This window comes from Actinokineospora inagensis DSM 44258 (assembly GCF_000482865.1).
GTDB classification, from domain to species: Bacteria; Actinomycetota; Actinomycetes; order Mycobacteriales; family Pseudonocardiaceae; genus Actinokineospora; species Actinokineospora inagensis.
Map to the genome: position 1 here is coordinate 336,266 of NZ_KI519517.1, position 15,921 is coordinate 352,186.

The window sequence follows — 15,921 nt, forward strand, 5'->3', positions numbered from 1 at the left end:
CGCGCCGGTTGCCCGCGCACACCGCGTCGCTGCCCGGCAGGCCCCGGAACGACTGTGGTCAAAACGGTCAGATGAGGCCGTGGCGCATCACGTAGCCCACGGCGTGGGCGCGGTTGCGCAGGTTCAGCCGGGTCGAGACCTCGTGCAGGACGTTCTTCACCGTCCGCTCGGAGTACGACATCTTCAGCGCGATCTCCGCCGTGTCCAGCCCCTCGGCGACCAGCCGCAGGATGTCGGTCTCCCGAGTGGACAAAGTGGACAGTGTCGGCGCGTTCGGGTCGAGCACCCCGCGCTGCAGCCTGCCCACGTGCGCGAGCAGCTTGTCCAATAGGTCGCCGGGCAGCACGGCCTCCCCGTTGGCGATCGCGGTCACCGCGCCGACCAGCCGGTCCTGGCCGGCCTCCGCGCGCCGCACCACCGCGGCCACGTCACACTCGATGGTGGTGCGCAACGAGTTCTGGTCGAACCGACCGACCACCAGACCGGTCCGGGACGAACCGGTCCGGCGCAGCCTGCGCAACAGCCGGGCGGTCTCGTCGTCCAGGGCGTCGACCACCACCAGCGACACCACCGCCTTGCCGTTGTCCTCGGTCGCCAGCACCTCGACCTCGGGCCGGGGGCGCAACAGGTGGACGGTGCCGCCGCGCAGGATCGGGTCTTCCGCGTACACCGCTACCGGGATTCTGCTCACGCTTTCCTCCTCCACACCGGGTGTTGCCCCCGATCCTGCGCCGTGCCAAGGGCCGCGGGCAGCCCTCCGCGCCGCGGTGTGCACCTGGGGTGCCCACCGACTGCCCTTTTCCCCCTGCCCCCGGTGGTCGCCGCCTGGCTAGCGTTGGCCGCGTGAGCACTACGACCGACTTCGAGCAGCGCACGGTGCGGGTTGTTCCCGGCGAGGAGACCACCACCGCGCTGACGGTGCGCAACGACAGCGACATCGTTGAGGCATATGGGTTCCAGGTGGTGGGTGACTGCGCGCCCTGGACCGAGGTCGAACCCGCCCGGCTCTCGCTCTACCCGGGTACATCGCAGACGGTCGTGGTGCGGCTGAGGCCACCGCGTTCTCCCGAGGTGCGCGCGGGTGACACACCCCTGGGCATCCGGGTGCTCCCGGTGGAACGACCGGACACGGCCACGGTGTCCGAGACGGTGGTGTTCATCGCCCCGTTCGCCGAGCAGCGCCTGGAACTGGTGCCCGCGAAGCGCCGCGCGTGGCGTTCCGCGCGGTACCGGGTGATCGCGCACAACGACGGCAACACCCCGATCGCGTTGGTGTTGACCGCGGGCGAGGTCGACGACCGGCTCCGCTACACGATCCCGAACCCGCCCACCGGGATCGAACCGGGCACCCAGGCCGATATCGACGTCCGGGTCCGGGTCGCGAAGCTGCTGTGGTTCGGCAAGCCGACGACGTGGCCGATCCAGTTGACCGGCTCCGCCGAGGACCCTGAACCGCGCGAGCACCCGCTCTCCGGTGAGTTCATCCAACTGCCGGTGTTCCCGCGTTGGCTGCTCGCCCTGCTCGCCGCGTTGCTCGCGCTGCTGCTGGCGTGGCTGTTGCTGGTGCGCCCGGCGGTGCGCAGCGCGGCGCGGGAGGCCGCGGACGACCAGATCGCCAAGGCGGGCAAGACCGAACCGAACATCCCGCCGCCGAACAACCCGCCCGCCACCTCGGCGCCGCCGTCCAGCGGCAACCCCAAGCCCGGCGGCGGGCAGACCCAACCGGGCGGGCAGCCGGGCACCGGCGGCACCGGCGGCACCAGTGGTGGCGCGCAGAGCTCCGACACGATCGAGGTGCGCACCAACACCGGCGACCTCGGCACCGGGACCTACCAGGTGCCCGCGGGCAAGGTCTTCCGGGTCACCGACATGATCGCGGCGAACTTCCAGGGCGACGAGGGCGTGCTGACCATCGTCTTCGGCGACCGCACGGTCACCACCATCGCGCTGGAGACCTTCCGCAACCAGGACTACCACTGGGTGACCCCGATCGACATCCCGGCGGGCTCGGCGGTCACGGTCAACGTCACCTGCGCCAAACCGGGCACCCCGGCGACCGGACGACAGGCCCGCAACTGCCTGGAACTCCTCAACGTCAGCGGCGAACTTGCCGACTTGCCGAATTAGTGATCGGCGGGAACTCAGTCGAACCGGTCGCCAAGCCCGGGTACCGCGTTGCGGCTGGCGACCTGGGCGAGGAAGCGGCCGCTGTCCTTGACCACCCGGCGCTGGCTGTCGAAGTCCACGTGCACCACACCGAAGCGGGGGCCGTAGCCCGAGGCCCACTCGAAGTTGTCCAGCAGCGACCAGGCCAGGTAGCCGCGCACGTCGGCACCTGCCTGGATCGCGGCGTGCACGGCCCGCAGGTGCTCGGCGAGGTAGCGGACCCGCTGGTGGTCGCGGACCCGGCCGTCGGCATCGACCACATCGGGGAACGCGGACCCGTTCTCGGCGACCACCAACGGTTTTCCGGTCCGCTCCGCGAGGTGCACGAGCAGGTCGGTCAGCGAGTCGGGGTGCTGTTCCCAACCGGTGACCGTCAGCGGTCCGCGCGGCGGCAGCACGGACATGCCGCGCAGACCGGGCAACGGGCAGTTGCTGGGCTCGGTCGGGTCCGGCAGCGACGCCACCCGGGTCGGCGCGTAGTAGTTGACGCCGATCCAGTCCACCGGTTCGGCGATCACCGCGAGGTCGCCGTCCTGGACGGCCGGGGTCAGCCCGTCCAGGTGCGCGATGTCGTCGAGCAGGTCCGGCGGGTAGCCGAGACCGAGGACCGGGTCGAGGAAGAACCGGTTGTGCACGGCGTCGAACCGGCGGACCGCGTCGTGGTGGTCGGGGGCGTCGGCCAGCGCGGGGGAGAAGTTCAACGCGATCGCCAGGTCGGTCACGCCCGACGACCGCAGCGCCATGGCCGCGTGACCGTGGGCGAGCAGGTGGTGGTGGGCGGCGCGCAGGGCGTCGCGGTGGCAGCGCCGACCGGGGGCGTGCTCACCGGTCCCGTAGCCGAGGAACGCCGAGCAGAACGGCTCGTTGAGCGTCGTCCAGCTCCGCACCCGGTCGCCGAGTCTGTTGTGGACGGTGAGGGCGTAGTCGGTGAACCAGGACGCGATGTCCCGGTCCAGCCAGCCGCCGCGCTCCTCCAGGGACTGCGGCAGGTCCCAGTGGTAGAGCGTGAGCACCGGGGCGATGCCGTGCTCGAGCAGGGTGTCGACCAGCCGGTCGTAGAACGCCAGGCCCGCCGGGTTCGCGGTGCGGCCGTCCGGCATGACCCGGGGCCAGGCCGTGGAGAACCGGTAGGCGGCGAGCCCGAGGTCGCGCACCAGGGCCACGTCCTCGCGGTAGCGGTGGTAGTGGTCGCACGCCGTCGCGCCGCTCGCCCCGCCGACCACCGCCCCGGGCACGGCGGCGAACACGTCCCAGACAGACGGCCCGCGCCCGTCGACGTCGACCGCCCCCTCGATCTGGTACGCCGCCGTCGCGGCACCCCACAGGAACCCCGGCGGGAAGGTCCGATCCCCAGTCACAGCGCATCAACTCCCGGTCTCGGCCGCACCACGCAACAGCACGGCGACGACTTTCCTGGCGAACAGCACGAACAGCAGGAGGACCGGCACGATGCTGACGAGCACCCCGGTCAGGACCAGTGGGTAGTCGGTGTAGTAGCCCCCGGCCAGTTGCGACAGCACGACCTGGGCGGTGGGGACGTCGTTGGGGTCCAGCGCCACCAGCGGCCAACTGAACTCGTTCCACGTCGTCGCGAACGACAGCATCGCCAACACCGCCGCCGGTCCGCGCAACGCCGGAAGCGCGACGTGCCAGTAGGTGCGCGCCAGTGAACAACCGTCCACCCGCGCCGAGTCGACCAACTCCGCCGGGACCGCCTCCAGGCAGGCCTGACGCATCCAGAAGACCCCGAACGCGCTGACCAACCCCGGCACGACGACCGCCGCCGGCGTGTCGTACCACCCGAGCGCGTCGACCACGATGAACAACGGCACGATCCCCAACTGCGTCGGCACCATCGCCGAGCCGATCACCACCGCGAACAGCGCGCCCCGCCCCCGGAACCGCAACCGCGCGAACGCGAACCCGGCCACGGTGCAGAACAGGGCGTTGGCCACGGCCACCACGCAGGCGATCATCGCCGAGTTCGCCATCGCCTGCCCCAGGTCGACCTTCTCGACGACCTCGCTCAGGTGCTCGGGCAACCGCGCGCCTGGTAACAGCGGTGGCGTCGGCCGGGCCAGGTCGGCGTTGTCGTGCGAGGCGACGACGAGCGTGGAGTACAGCGGGAACAAGGAGAACACGACCAGGGCGGCCAGTGCGGCAAGGCTCCCAAACCGTCGCATGTGGATGGTCATCGGCGGACGACCCGGCGGACCAGCGCCGTCGCCACCACGGCGAACACCGCGCACAACAGGAACAGCACCCAGGTCAGCGCGGCCGCGTAACCCGCGTCGAACCGGCCGAAACCGACCTCGTAGAGGTACATCGCCACGGTCTGGAACTGGCGGTCACTGCCGCCGGACCCGGCCAACCCCGTGCCGTCGAACAACTGCGGCTCGGTGAACAACTGCACCCCGCCGAGCGCCGACGCGACCACGGTGAACAGCAGCGTCGGGCGGATCCCGGGCAGGGTCACCGCGCGGAACCGCTGCCGGCCACCCGCCCCGTCCAGCGCCGCCGCCTCGTGCAGCTCCCGTGGTACGGCCCGCATCGCGGCCAGGTAGAGCAGGGCGGTGTAGCCGGTCCACCGCCACATCACCATCGTCGCCACACCCAGGTGCGCGGCCCACGTGTCCGACTGCCAACTCACCGGGGCGACACCGATCCGGCCGAGCAGGAAGTTCACGATGCCGTAGTCACGGCCGAACAGTTGCCCGAACACCAGCGCGACCGCGACCACCGGCACCACGTTGGGCACCAGCACCAACACCTGCCAACCCGCGCCCCGCCGCTGCAGCAGCGTCGCGATCCCCAGCGCGAGTACCAATTGCGGGACGGTGGCCAGCAGGAAGATGCTCACGGTGTTGCTGAGCGCGTTGTAGAACAGCGGGTCCACCAGCAGGTCCCGGTAGTGGCCGAGGCCGGTGAACGCGCCGCCGCCCGCGATCAGGTGCCAGCGGTGCACCGACACCCACGCGGTGTAGAGCAGCGGGAACACCCCGAACGCCCCGAACACCACGAAGAACGGCGCGATGAGCAAGTACGGGGCGATCCGGCTGCCCAGCCGACCCGACCTGCCCACCGCGTTCACCGCAGTACCGCGTGCGCTTCGTCGACCGCCTGCGCCCACGCCTGGTCGACGCTCTGCTTGCCGTCCTCGATCCGGCCGAGCGCGTGCCCGAACACCGGCCGGACATCCGCGTCCCGCACCCCACGGTGGTTGGGCCGCACCGCGTCCGAGGAGGCGGCGAAGATCTTCCCGATCGGCGCGTTGGCGAAGTACGGGTCGGTCTGCTTGAGCACGTCCGGGTCGTGGTAAACCCCCGGCTCGCTGGACAGGATGTTGTCCTTCTCGAACAACCGCTTCTGCTGCTCCGGCGCGGTCAGCCAGCGCGCGACGTCGTAAGCCTCCTTGGTGTGCGCGCCCTGCGCGGGCACCACCAGGAACGACCCACCCCAGTTGCCCGCCTTACCCGGCACGGTGGTCACGTCCCACACCCCGGACCCGCCCTGCCCACCCGCCTGCTTGATCTGCGCCAACATCCACGCCGGACAGGTCATCGTGGCGAACGCACCCTGGCTGATGCCGACGTTCCACTCCTGCGTGAACGTGGTCAGATTCGCCGTCTCGTGCTTCGCGCCGAGCGACCCCGCCAACCGGAACGCGGCCGAGACAGCCGGGTTCGTGTCACCGATGAACTTGTCGTCGGCCTTGGCGAAGTAGTTCTCCTCACTCTGGTTGATCATCGCGGTGTAGACCGTGCCGGACGAGTCGGTGAACCTCGCGTTCGGCACCGCCGCGCTGAACCGGTCGGCAACCTTCGCGTAGTCCTGCCACGTCGGCCACAACGCGGCCAACGCGTCCCGGTCGGTCGGCAACCCCGCGCGGGCGATCAGGTCCTTGCGGTAGCACATGGCCAGCCCACCCATGTCCGTCCCCAACCCGAGCACGGAGTCGCCGTCAACCCCCTGCGCCCACTTCCACGGCGACCACTGCCGCTGCAGATCACGCGCCCCGAACGTGCCCAGATCGACGAGTTTGTCCCGCGACTGCCGCAGCGCGGGCATGTACTGCTCCTCCACCGCCACCACATCAGCCGCCCCTTTGCCTGCGGCCAACGCCGTGATCAACCCCTTGTGATGCGAGTCGAAGTCGCTGACCCGCCCCACCACCTCCACCCCCGGATGCGCCTTCTCATACTCGGCGAACAACGGCTCATAGCCGAACTCCCCGAACGTGGCCACGGTGATCCTGATCTTGTCCTGCCCCGCACTCGCCGAACACCCGGCGAGCAACACCGCCAAGACCGCCACCAAAGCCGCGAGCACCCCTCGCATCCGCTCTCCCCTCACCCCGAGTTCGTCGGCACCACCGTGCGCGATCAAGTGACACCCGCGCACCACAGGGGCGGTGGTGTTGCCCGATGCGACCGGACCACAGTGCCCAAACGGGCAGCCCCGGTCGCAGTACCCAAACAGTCCGACCAGTCTCCCGCGCCGACGACCCGCCCGACCGCATGCCCGACAGAGCCGACCCGACCACAGCGCCCGACCACCCCCCGGGCTCGTCCGACTGCGGCTTACCCACAACAGCCCCCGTTGTCCACAGCCCAGCGCCAAGCCCACTTGACAAGTCGCCCTTCGCGCTATCGTCAGGAATGGGCCCCGGTGCCCCGGGTGGGCGGGCTCCTGTGTCGGGGTCGGTGGGGTGCGCGTCAAGCGCGAGACCGGGTGAAGACGGCCGACTACCGCTGCGTGCCGGACCTGCTGTCCACCACTCGAATCGCTAGCACGCTGGCTCGGTTATCCACAGTGTGTTGGCTTGTCCACAGCTCGACCGTTCTCTCTCTTGACAAGTCGCCCTTCACGCTACTGTCAGGAATGGGCCCCGGTGCCCCGGGTGGGCGGGCTCCTGTGTGGGGGTCGGTGCGGTGCTGGTCAAGGTCTCGTCCGGGTGAGCAAGTACTAGGGCGGGCTGACCAGCCTGACCAGGGCCGTGGGCCGTGGACACCCTGTAGGCACTCAAGGCGGTGACGTGCCACGTGCGCGAGACTGGGTTTTCCGCCGCGAGTTGGGCCGCCATCGTGGTCATGCGGATGTCGCGGAACAGGTGGTATCCGGCCCAGTCGGACGTCTCGGCGCGGGAGATCCAGGCGAATGAGTGGTGCTTGATGGTGGTGTGCACCAGATCCCATTCCGGTGGGCCGACGCCGGTGCGCTCAAGGTCGAGATCACGCTGGATGGAAGTCGGAAGACCGCGTTTTCACCCACGCGAAGGGCGACTGCCCCAGCCGACGCCAACCCCACCTGGACACAAGCCCGATCGAGCGCTTCGCGGATGGCGTGCGGCTCGCTCATCGTGACGTGATCTTCAACCGGTCGCCGATCGCGCTGCGGGGTTCCACGACTTCTGTTCGCCGGTGGTGTTCGTTGGCGAAGGCGCGCAGTTCGACGAGGTCGTCGGTGGCCCGCCGCGAGGTGATGGTGCCCACCTCGGCCAGCGCACGGGCGATCGACGTCGCGTGGCGGGAACTGGATGTTGAGGAGAGGGAGGTAGTCACCTCCTCGCCCGTGGACTTGCGAACCCGGGCCAGTCGGCGGCAGGAGTTCCGCTATAACCGTCGGCGGCGGATGAAGCCGACCTACACGCATCTGATCGACGACGTCGAGTTCATCTGCTCCGCGCGTGATCTGGAGACGACGATCGGGCAGTTACGCAGACTTCTGCGAGCATCGGATCGGAGCGATGTCGTGGTTCGACCTTGACGGTGCGTTGTTGCACCGCGATCGCGGCGCATGCGCTCAGCGAGGGCCAGATCTTCCAGTTCATGAAGAACTCGCCGTTGAACTGGAACAACGCCTGCGGTCCGCCAAGAGGAGCGGTCGGGAGAGCGACTCGTCGATCGCCTGGTGGACAGCGCACCCAACGACCACCCGGACGAGACCTCGACCCACACCCCACCGACCCCCACACAGGAGCCCGCCCACCCGGGGCACCGGGGCCCATTCCTGACAATAACGCGAGGGGCGACTTGTCAAGAGGGCTTGGCGCTGTGTTGTGGACAACCGGATCCATTGTGGATGGGCCGCTGCCTGTTGGGGCAGCACAGCCCGGCCGCGATGGGCAACCGGAAACCCCCCGGTCAATGACGCGGGGCTCGAGGGTGGGCCGCTGGGTGGTCGTTTGCTCCGCCTAGCCACCGGTCTGACCGCCGGGGTTGCGCTCAGATCACCCCCGCGCGCAGGGCGTAGGCGACGGCGTGGGAGCGGTTTCGGAGGTTGAGGCGTCGGGTGAGGCCGTGGATGACGTTTTTGATCATTCGTTCCGAGTAGCACAGTTCGACCGCGATCTCGGCTGTGTCGTGGCCGTCGGCCATCAGGCGCAGGACGTGGATTTCCCGTGCGGTGAGGCCGGACGCGGTGAGGCCGCGTGGTGCCAGGAGTTCGCGTTGGATGCGGTCGAGGTGTTTGAGGAGGCCGCCCACCAGGTCCGGCCCAAGTACCCCGCCCCCCTCCGCGGCGGCCAGGACCGCGTGTGCCAGCCGTCCCCCGGTGGCCGCTGCCCGTGGCAGTACCGCGACCACCCGGCACTCCACCGCGGTCAGCAGTTCCGCCTCGGTCACCCCGTCTGCCACCAGCACCACTGGCGTGCCGAACTCCTCGGCCGCTTGGCGCAGTTCGGCGACCAGGTCCGGTGTGAACCGGTCCGCCCCGACCACTTGGACCGCGGTGGCCGCGGTCTGCTTGCCCGCCACTTCCAGCCGGGGGTGCGTGCCCAGTTGCCCGGTCAGCCCCGCCAGCGTGAGCGGGTCAGCCGACCGGACCACGACCTGCACCCTCGACGTCGTGCCCGTCATCGTGTTCCCTTCCCCGACGCTCGTGTGGCACCAGCGTGGCGGGGCTGACTCAACGAATCCTCCATGCCCGCGGGGGGTCACGGTTCTTCCGGCAGTCCCGCCGCCCGGCGGAAGGCCTCGATGTACTTGGGCAGCTCGACCAGCGCCTGCTCCCAGCGGCCCGCGGCGATCTGTTCCGCGAACACCGAGTCCACCGCGACCTGGTCTTCCTCGGGGGACAGCTCGACTCCCGCCGTCTCGCGCAGCCTGCGGGACAGCTCGGCCAGCCGCACCCGGTCGCGCACCGCCTCCAGCGTCCCGCGCAGTTCCGCGATCACCCGCCTGCCGACCTCGGGTTCCACCACCAGCCAGCCGCGGTCGGCGAGCTGGAGGAACAACTCGCCCGCGAAACCCTCGGCCGCCGGGCCGTCGTCCCCGGCCCACGCCGACCCGCCGTCTTCCTCGGACCAACCGTCCATCACACCTCCGCAGACAAATCGACCCCACCACGGCGGGGGCGGCGGCGGAAGCACGTGCGCCCGGGTCTGCCCGCGCACACCCGCCGGGTCTGCCCCCGGACCCCACTGACCGGTGGTTGCCCCGGCCTGTGAGACGGTCGTAACTTCGAGGTGACTGTGTGTGCTTGACCGGACGATCGGGCGATGACGGGGACGGCGGACGCTGTGCGGGACGGACGCGGACCGGGGCCGCTGTGGGCCGGGGTGCTCGGGCCGGTCGAGGCACGCCGCGGCGGTGTCGCGCTGCCACTGGGCTCGGCGGGCAGGCAGGTGGTGTTCGCCATCCTGGCCATGGGCGCCGACCAGGTCGTTCCCCGGTCCCGGCTGGTCGACGGGCTGTGGGAGCGGCCACCGGCCAGCGCCGCCCGGGTGATCCAGACCTACATCGGCGACCTGCGCCGGGTGCTCGACCCGGACCGGGCCCGCTGGACCTCGGGGCGGGTGCTGCGCACCACCGACGCGGGCTACGTCCTCGACCTGCCCGACGACGGCCTCGACCTGCGCGAACTCGACCGCCTCCGTGCCGTGGAAGCCGTGCGGACCACCGACCCGGCAGCCGCCCTCGCCGCCGTCGACGCCGCTTTGGCGCTCTGGCGCGGTGAACCGCTCTCCGGGTTGACCGGCCCGTTCGCCGACGGCCAGCGGGTCCGGCTCACCGAGCTCCGGTTGACGCTGCTGGAACGCCGGATGCGGCTGCTCGTCGACGGCGGCCGCGCGGTTGACGCCGCCGCCGAACTGGCCGTGCTCACCGCCGAGCACCCCGACCGCGACGGCCTGCGCGCGCTCCAGATGGCCGCGCTCGCCGCCAGCGGCCGCACCGCCCAGGCCCTGGCGGTCTTCCACCACGGCGGCACCCACCGACCCGGCCGTGAGCTGCTGGAACTGCACGAACGCATCCTCACCGGCAACCAACCCGAGCCGGTCGACAGCGGGTTCGTCGGCAGGCGGGCCGAGGTCGCCCTGCTCCGTGCGGTCGCGGCCCGACCGAGCGGCCTGGTCTGGGTGGAGGGGCCGCTCGGCTCGGGCAAGTCCGCGTTGCTGCGCGCGGCCCTCCCGGACACCGAGGTCACCTGGCACTCCGTGGCGGACCGGGCCACCGCGACCGCGCCGCCGCCGTCCGACCTGGTGGTGGTCGACGACCTGCACTGGGCCGCCGACCACGCCTTCCACCGGTTCCTGCGCTGGCACGCCCAGGGTGTCGTGCTGGTCGTCGCGACCCGACCGCGGCCGAACCTGCGCGCGCTGCGGGACCGGGCCACCCAGGTGATCACCCTCGGTCCGTGCGCGGACGAGGACATCGCCGCGATCGCCGCGGCCCACGATCCCGCGTCCCCGGTCGACACCCTGGTCCGCGAGTCCGGCGGCAACCCCGGTTTCGCGGTCGCCGTCATCGAGGCCGATGGCGACGTCGAGCGGGTCGCGGCCGCCCGGGTCGGTCAACTGCCCGCGACGCTGGTGGAACCGTTGCGCCGGGTCGCGCTGCTGGGGGACCGGCCCACCCGGGTCGAGGTCCTGGCGGCCCACCCCGGTGCCGACTGGCTCGCCAACGCCGTCGCGGCCGGTGTCCTGCGCGAATCCGGTGGTCAGGTGGTGTTCGCGCAGCCGTCCGTCCGCCGGGTGCTGCTGGCCGGGCTGCCGCGCGCGGTGCGGGTCGTGCTGCACCGCGAACTGGCCAAGGACCTGGCCGCCGCCGGAGCGCCCGCCGACCGGGTGGCCCACCACTTGATCGACGGCGCGGCCGCGATGGGAGGATGGGCGGGGGACTGGCTCGTGGGCAACGTCGACGCGATCACCCCCGGCCTCGCCGTGCAGGTGCTGCGCTTGGCGGTCGGCCAGGAGGAACTCCCCGCGGCGACGCGCAGCGGGTTCACCGCCACCCTCGTCCGACTGCTCCTGTTGGGTGAAAAACCGGCCGCTGACCGCCAGTGGTGGTGAACCGCCCACAGACCGCGTCCGTGCCCGGAGGGTGGAGCCCATGCGACCTGACTCGGCGGTGCCGGAACCGGTCCGGATCCGCGTCCTCGGCCCGATGCGGGCCTGGCGCGGCGACACCGAACTGCCCCTGGGACCGGCCCGGCAACGCGCCGTGCTCGGCGTGCTCGCCGCCCGCGCCGGCCTGGTGGTACCGCGGTCCGACCTGGTCGACGGGGTGTGGGGGGACAGTCCGCCCGCGAGTGCCCGGGGCAGCCTGCACACCTACGTCTCCGGTCTGCGCCGGGCCCTGGGCACCGCCCGTGACCTGCTGGAGTCGACCTCGGCCGGGTACCGGCTGCGGCTGGACCCCGCCGCGGTCGACGCCACCGCGTTCGACCTGGCCCGGACCACCGCCGCCCACCAGGGCGACGACGGCGACTGGCGCGGCGCCCGGCAGCGCATCGACGACGCGCTGACCCTCTGGCACGGCGACCCGTACACCGGCGTCCCCGGCCCGTCCGCCGAGTTGGAGCGCAACCGGCTGACCGAGTCCCGGGCTCGCGCCCAGGAACTGCGGGTGCGGGCGGTCATGGAACTGGGCGCGCACACCGAGGCCGTCGCCGAGCTGTCCGACCTGGTCCGCCGCGACCCCCGGCACGAGTCGCTGCGTGAGCACCTGATGCTGGCCCTCTACCGCTCGGGCCGACGCGCCGACGCGCTCGCCACCTACGACGACACCCGTCGCGTGCTGGCCAACGAACTCGGCATCGAGCCCGGTCCGGCGCTGCGCGACCTGCGGCAGCGGATCGTGGTGCGCGACCCCGGGTTGCAGCACCCGGCCGACCACCCGGCGGCGGACCTGCTGCACGTCGCGCCCGCCACGGCGACCCGCTCGGCCGGGCTCGGTCTGGTGGGCCGCGCGGCGGAAGTGGCCGTCCTGCGGGACATGGTCGCCGACGCGGCGGCGGGCCGGGGTCAGGCCGTGTGGGTGGAGGGCGAGCCGGGACTGGGCAAGTCCGCGCTGCTGGTCGAGGCGCTGGCCGATGCCGTCGAGCGCGGCTGCCAGCTCGCTTGGACCGCGGCGGACGACCACGGCCACCCTGCGCCGCTGCAGGCGATCATGCGCTGCCTCGCCGTCGCCGAGGACTCGCCCGATCCGGACCGCGCCGAGCTCGCCGCCCAGCTCACCCGCGACCCCGTCCACCACGGCTGGGGCCCCGCCGACCCGACCCCCGCCGCCGTCGACCGGCTGCTCGACCTGGTCGACCGGGTGTGCGCGGCCGCCCCGCTGGTGCTGGTGATCGACGACCTGCACCGCGCCGACCCGGCCAGCGTCCTGGTCTGGCACCGGCTCGCCGCCGCGACCCGCCAGCTCCCGCTGCTGCTGGTCGCGTCGACCCGACCCGCGCCCGGTAACGCCGAAGTCGGCCGCGCCCGACGCGGTGTCCTGACCCGCGACGGCAGACTGCTCGTCCTTTCGCCGTTGGCCACAACCGACGCCCAGTCGTTGCTGGGCGGTCTTGTCGGTGCCGACCCGGGTCCGCGACTGCGCGCGATGGCCGAACGGGCCGCAGGCAATCCGTTGTTCCTGCGCGAAATAGCGCACGCGTTGAGCCGAACCGGTGCGGTCCGCGTCACCGATGGAGTAGCCGACGTCGCCGCAAGTACCGCCGAACTGGCGCCGCGATCACTGCTGTCCGCAGTGCACCAAACCGTCGAACTGCTCTCCCCGGACACCCGCGCCCTGCTGCGCTCGGCCGCCTTGCTCGGCATCGAGTTCGGTGTGGAGGAGTTGGCCGAGGTCGCCGGGCTCACCGTCACCGATTTGGTCCACCGGCTCGACGAGGCGTTGACCACATCCGTTGTGGTGGAGGCGGGGGAGCGGCTGGCGTTCCGGCATTCCCTGCTGCACCAAGCGGTTTACGAGAGCATGCCGCCGGGAGAGCGCACCGCCGCCCACCGGGGCGCCGCCGAGGCATTGACCCGGATCGGTGCCGCCGACGAGCGGGTGGCCGAGCAACTGGCCGCGGGCCACGTCCCCGCCGACCCCTGGGTGACCGCCTGGCTCACCGCCCACCACGCCGCCATCGCCAACCGCGCCCCACTGGTCGCCGTCGCCGTCCTCCAACGGGTCGTCGACACGGGCGCCCACGCCCCGCAACTCGACGCCGCCCTCGCCCGCGCCCTGTTCCGACTGGGCCGTGACCCGTCTCCGGCCGCGACCGCCGCGTTGACCTGCGGCCTCGACCCGGCCGACGCGGCGGAGATGCGGCAACTGCTCGCGGCCACCTGCCACCGCTCCGGCAACGTCGGCGAGGCGATCTCCAGACTCCGCGTCGCACTGGCCATCCCGGACGCCCCCGAACTCTGGCGCGTCCGACACAGGTCGTTGCTCGCCAACTTCCGCCGCGGCGACCTCACCGACCTCGCCGCCGCCGAACGCCAGGCCCTGGCCGCCCACGCCGAGTCCGTCGCCGAGGGCGCGGGCTACCCCATGGCGCACGCCGCCCAGACCCTCTGGCTGATCCACTCGATCCGCCGCGACCACCACCAGGCCCTGACCTGGGTCGACCGCGCGCTCGACGAGGTCGGCGCCCACCCCGAACTCCGGTTCGACCTGCTGGACAACCGCATGTTCACCCTGCAGAACCTGGATCGCTTGACCGAGGCCGAGGACTCGTTGCGGGCGGCGCGTGAGGTGGCCGCTGGGAACAACCTCCCCGCCGGCATGCAGGTCTCCGCCGCCGTCCACCACTACTGGACCGGCCGCTGGGACGAAGCGCTGGCCGAACTCGACACCGTCACCGAGGACGGCCCGGCCATCACCTTCTACGGCCTGCGCGAACCCGGCCCCGCCGCCCTCCTCCTACACGGCGTCGCCGCCCTCATCGCCTGCCGCCGCGGCGACCACGCCCAAGCCGCCGCCCACCTCGACGCCGCCCAAGCCCACCTCCCCACCACCGACTCCGAACGCGAAAGCTGCGACTTCTACCTGGCCGCGATGGCCCTAGCCGCCGAACACCGCGGCGATCTTGCGGGCGCGTTGAGGTTGCTGGAACCGGTGCTGCGGCCCGACTACGCCCGGTTGATGTTGCGCCACCAGTGGTTGCCGCACGTCGTCCGGCTCGCGGTGGACGCGGGCGCGTTCGCTTCCGCGGCTGCTGCTGTGCGGGTTTGTGAGGAGGAAGCCGCGAACGAGGTGACTCCTGCCCGCGCCGCGGCCGCCTTGGCCCGCTGCCAAACCGTCCTCACCGGCGATCCCGACCCTGCCCTCTCCGCCGCCGCTCACTACCGCGCGGTTGGCCGACCGGTCGAACTGGCCGCCGCGTTGGTTGATGCCACGCTGGCGCTCACTCGGGTCGGCCGTGTTGCGGAGGCGGTGGGGGCGCGGGCGGAGGCCACGGCGCTGTTGACGGCGAACTCGGCGTATTGGGACCTGGAACGTCTAGACACCCGGATGCTCGCGCTCGGGTATCCGCGCGATGCGACGTTGCCGCCTGCGGGTGGGCCGGCCGCGTTGTCGGCGTTGGAACGGCGGATCGCGGGCATGGTGGCGCGGGGGATGTCCAATCCGGACATCGGGCTGACATTGTCGTTACCACGTCGGACGATCCAATCTCACGTCACGGCGATTCTTGCGAAGTTGGGCTCCAGCAGTCGGGGGGCGATTACTGATCATCTTTAGGGGTGTGCTGGTTGATGATCTTGTCGGTGGGTTCGTTTAGGCTGTTTATTAGGGGGTCTCGGGTCGGGTTGATCATGGTTCCGTGCTGGTCGGCTGGTCGGCCGATCGGATCTTGTCGGTGGTCGCGGCTAAGGGATGTCTCGTAACCCGGTGATCGTGTTGCGTAGGGCATGGTTGATCATGTGGGTGTGCAGGTGATCTCGTCGTCGCGGTCGGAGTGGATAGCGCCGTTCACCGGGTTGGAGCCCGGCCAGTTCCGCACGTTGGTGCGGGTGGTGGCCCAGCGGGGCGGTGACGCGATCGCCGACGGGCGTCCGGGCAGGCAATGGCGGCTGACGCTGCCCGACCGGGTGTTGCTGGTCGCGGTCTACTGGCGCACGAACCTGACCATGCGTCAGATCGGGCCGTTGTTCGGGGTCTCGCACTCCGCGGCGCATCGGGTGGTGGACTCCCTCGGTCCGCTGCTGGCGTTGGCGCCGGTACGCAAACGGCGGATCGACCAGGTCGCCATCGTCGACGGCACCCTGGTCCCGACCCGCGACCACCGCGTCGCGGCACGGTCGAAGAACCACCGCTACTCCACCAACCTGCAGGTCGCCATCGACGCCGACACCCGCCTGGTCATCGCCACCGGCGACCCGCAGCCCGGTAACCGCAACGACTGCACCGTCTACCGCGACTCCGGCATCGCCGAGCGCCTCGCGGGCAGGCCGGTGATGGCCGACGGCGGCCACCAGGGCAACCCCGGCGTGATCATGCCCTACCGCAAGCCCCGCGACGGCACCGAACTGCCCACCTGGAA

General features: G+C 71.5%; 13 protein-coding genes. 5 read left to right on the forward strand and 8 right to left on the reverse strand.

All coding sequences use genetic code 11. From position 1 onward, the window contains the following. Nucleotides 1-67: 67 nt before the first annotated feature. Nucleotides 68-691 carry a response regulator transcription factor gene (locus H504_RS0129460; RefSeq protein ID WP_245614500.1) on the reverse strand — a complete coding sequence of 208 codons (624 nt, stop codon included), beginning with the start codon at nt 689-691 and terminating at the stop codon, nt 68-70. Between the two features lie 152 nt (nt 692-843). Between H504_RS0129460 and H504_RS0129465 the strand changes: the two genes are divergently transcribed. Beyond that, complete coding sequence (locus H504_RS0129465) at nt 844-2,127, forward strand: COG1470 family protein (RefSeq protein WP_026425725.1); 1,284 nt, start codon at nt 844-846, stop codon at nt 2,125-2,127. A gap of 14 nt (nt 2,128-2,141) precedes the next feature. Here the strand turns inward: H504_RS0129465 and H504_RS0129470 are convergent, their stop codons facing one another. The 5 genes from H504_RS0129470 to H504_RS41710 all read right to left on the reverse strand — a co-directional run bounded on the left by H504_RS0129470 (nt 2,142) and on the right by H504_RS41710 (nt 7,727). Then, nucleotides 2,142-3,524, reverse strand: a complete 1,383-nt coding sequence (locus tag H504_RS0129470; RefSeq protein ID WP_026425726.1) for a GH1 family beta-glucosidase — start codon at nt 3,522-3,524, stop codon at nt 2,142-2,144. Nucleotides 3,525-3,530: 6 nt separating this feature from the next. After that, nucleotides 3,531-4,349, reverse strand: a complete 819-nt coding sequence (locus tag H504_RS0129475) for a carbohydrate ABC transporter permease (RefSeq protein WP_245614501.1) — start codon at nt 4,347-4,349, stop codon at nt 3,531-3,533. A gap of 8 nt (nt 4,350-4,357) precedes the next feature. Next, complete coding sequence (locus tag H504_RS0129480) at nt 4,358-5,257, reverse strand: carbohydrate ABC transporter permease (protein WP_425394089.1); 900 nt, start codon at nt 5,255-5,257, stop codon at nt 4,358-4,360. After that, on the reverse strand, nt 5,254-6,504 hold the full coding sequence (locus H504_RS0129485) for an extracellular solute-binding protein (protein ID WP_026425729.1): 1,251 nt from the start codon (nt 6,502-6,504) through the stop codon (nt 5,254-5,256). Before H504_RS0129485 ends, H504_RS0129480 begins: the two co-directional genes overlap by 4 nt. Nucleotides 6,505-7,520: 1,016 nt before the next feature. Further along, nucleotides 7,521-7,727: a hypothetical protein gene (locus H504_RS41710; RefSeq protein WP_157440705.1), complete on the reverse strand. Its 207-nt coding sequence runs from the start codon at nt 7,725-7,727 to the stop codon at nt 7,521-7,523. A 10-nt stretch (nt 7,728-7,737) separates the two neighbouring features. Between H504_RS41710 and H504_RS41715 the strand changes: the two genes are divergently transcribed. Then, entirely contained in the window at nt 7,738-7,932 is a 195-nt protein-coding gene (locus H504_RS41715; RefSeq protein WP_157440706.1) for a hypothetical protein, read from the forward strand. A gap of 458 nt (nt 7,933-8,390) precedes the next feature. On the opposite strand, the gene H504_RS0129500 is transcribed toward H504_RS41715, so the two are convergent. Together H504_RS0129500 and H504_RS37665 are read right to left on the reverse strand one after the other, a co-directional pair. Beyond that, entirely contained in the window at nt 8,391-9,023 is a 633-nt protein-coding gene (locus H504_RS0129500; RefSeq protein ID WP_026425731.1) for a helix-turn-helix transcriptional regulator, read from the reverse strand. A 77-nt stretch (nt 9,024-9,100) separates the two neighbouring features. Further along, nucleotides 9,101-9,481 carry a hypothetical protein gene (locus tag H504_RS37665; protein ID WP_051386382.1) on the reverse strand — a complete coding sequence of 127 codons (381 nt, stop codon included), beginning with the start codon at nt 9,479-9,481 and terminating at the stop codon, nt 9,101-9,103. A 183-nt stretch (nt 9,482-9,664) separates the two neighbouring features. Between H504_RS37665 and H504_RS0129510 the strand changes: the two genes are divergently transcribed. The 3 genes from H504_RS0129510 to H504_RS0129520 all read left to right on the forward strand — a co-directional run. Next, nucleotides 9,665-11,455 (forward strand): AfsR/SARP family transcriptional regulator, encoded by a 1,791-nt coding sequence (locus tag H504_RS0129510; protein WP_026425732.1) that lies wholly within the window; start codon nt 9,665-9,667, stop codon nt 11,453-11,455. Nucleotides 11,456-11,495: 40 nt separating this feature from the next. Next, a complete protein-coding gene (locus tag H504_RS0129515) occupies nt 11,496-15,119 on the forward strand; it encodes an ATP-binding protein (RefSeq protein ID WP_157440707.1) in 3,624 nt (1,207 codons plus the stop codon). Between the two features lie 188 nt (nt 15,120-15,307). Continuing rightward, nucleotides 15,308-15,921: transposase family protein (locus H504_RS0129520; RefSeq protein WP_084468377.1), on the forward strand; the 614-nt coding region annotated here is incomplete at its 3' end.

Coding starts and splice junctions, on each gene's coding strand:
- H504_RS0129485 (WP_026425729.1), bottom strand. CDS start 6,504: ATGCGAGGGGTGCTCGCGGCTTTGGTGGCGGTCTTGGCGGTGTTGCTC.
- H504_RS0129510 (WP_026425732.1), top strand. CDS start 9,665: ATGACGGGGACGGCGGACGCTGTGCGGGACGGACGCGGACCGGGGCCG.
- H504_RS37665 (WP_051386382.1), bottom strand. CDS start 9,481: ATGGACGGTTGGTCCGAGGAAGACGGCGGGTCGGCGTGGGCCGGGGAC.
- H504_RS0129475 (WP_245614501.1), bottom strand. CDS start 4,349: ATGCGACGGTTTGGGAGCCTTGCCGCACTGGCCGCCCTGGTCGTGTTC.
- H504_RS0129500 (WP_026425731.1), bottom strand. CDS start 9,023: ATGACGGGCACGACGTCGAGGGTGCAGGTCGTGGTCCGGTCGGCTGAC.
- H504_RS0129515 (WP_157440707.1), top strand. CDS start 11,496: ATGCGACCTGACTCGGCGGTGCCGGAACCGGTCCGGATCCGCGTCCTC.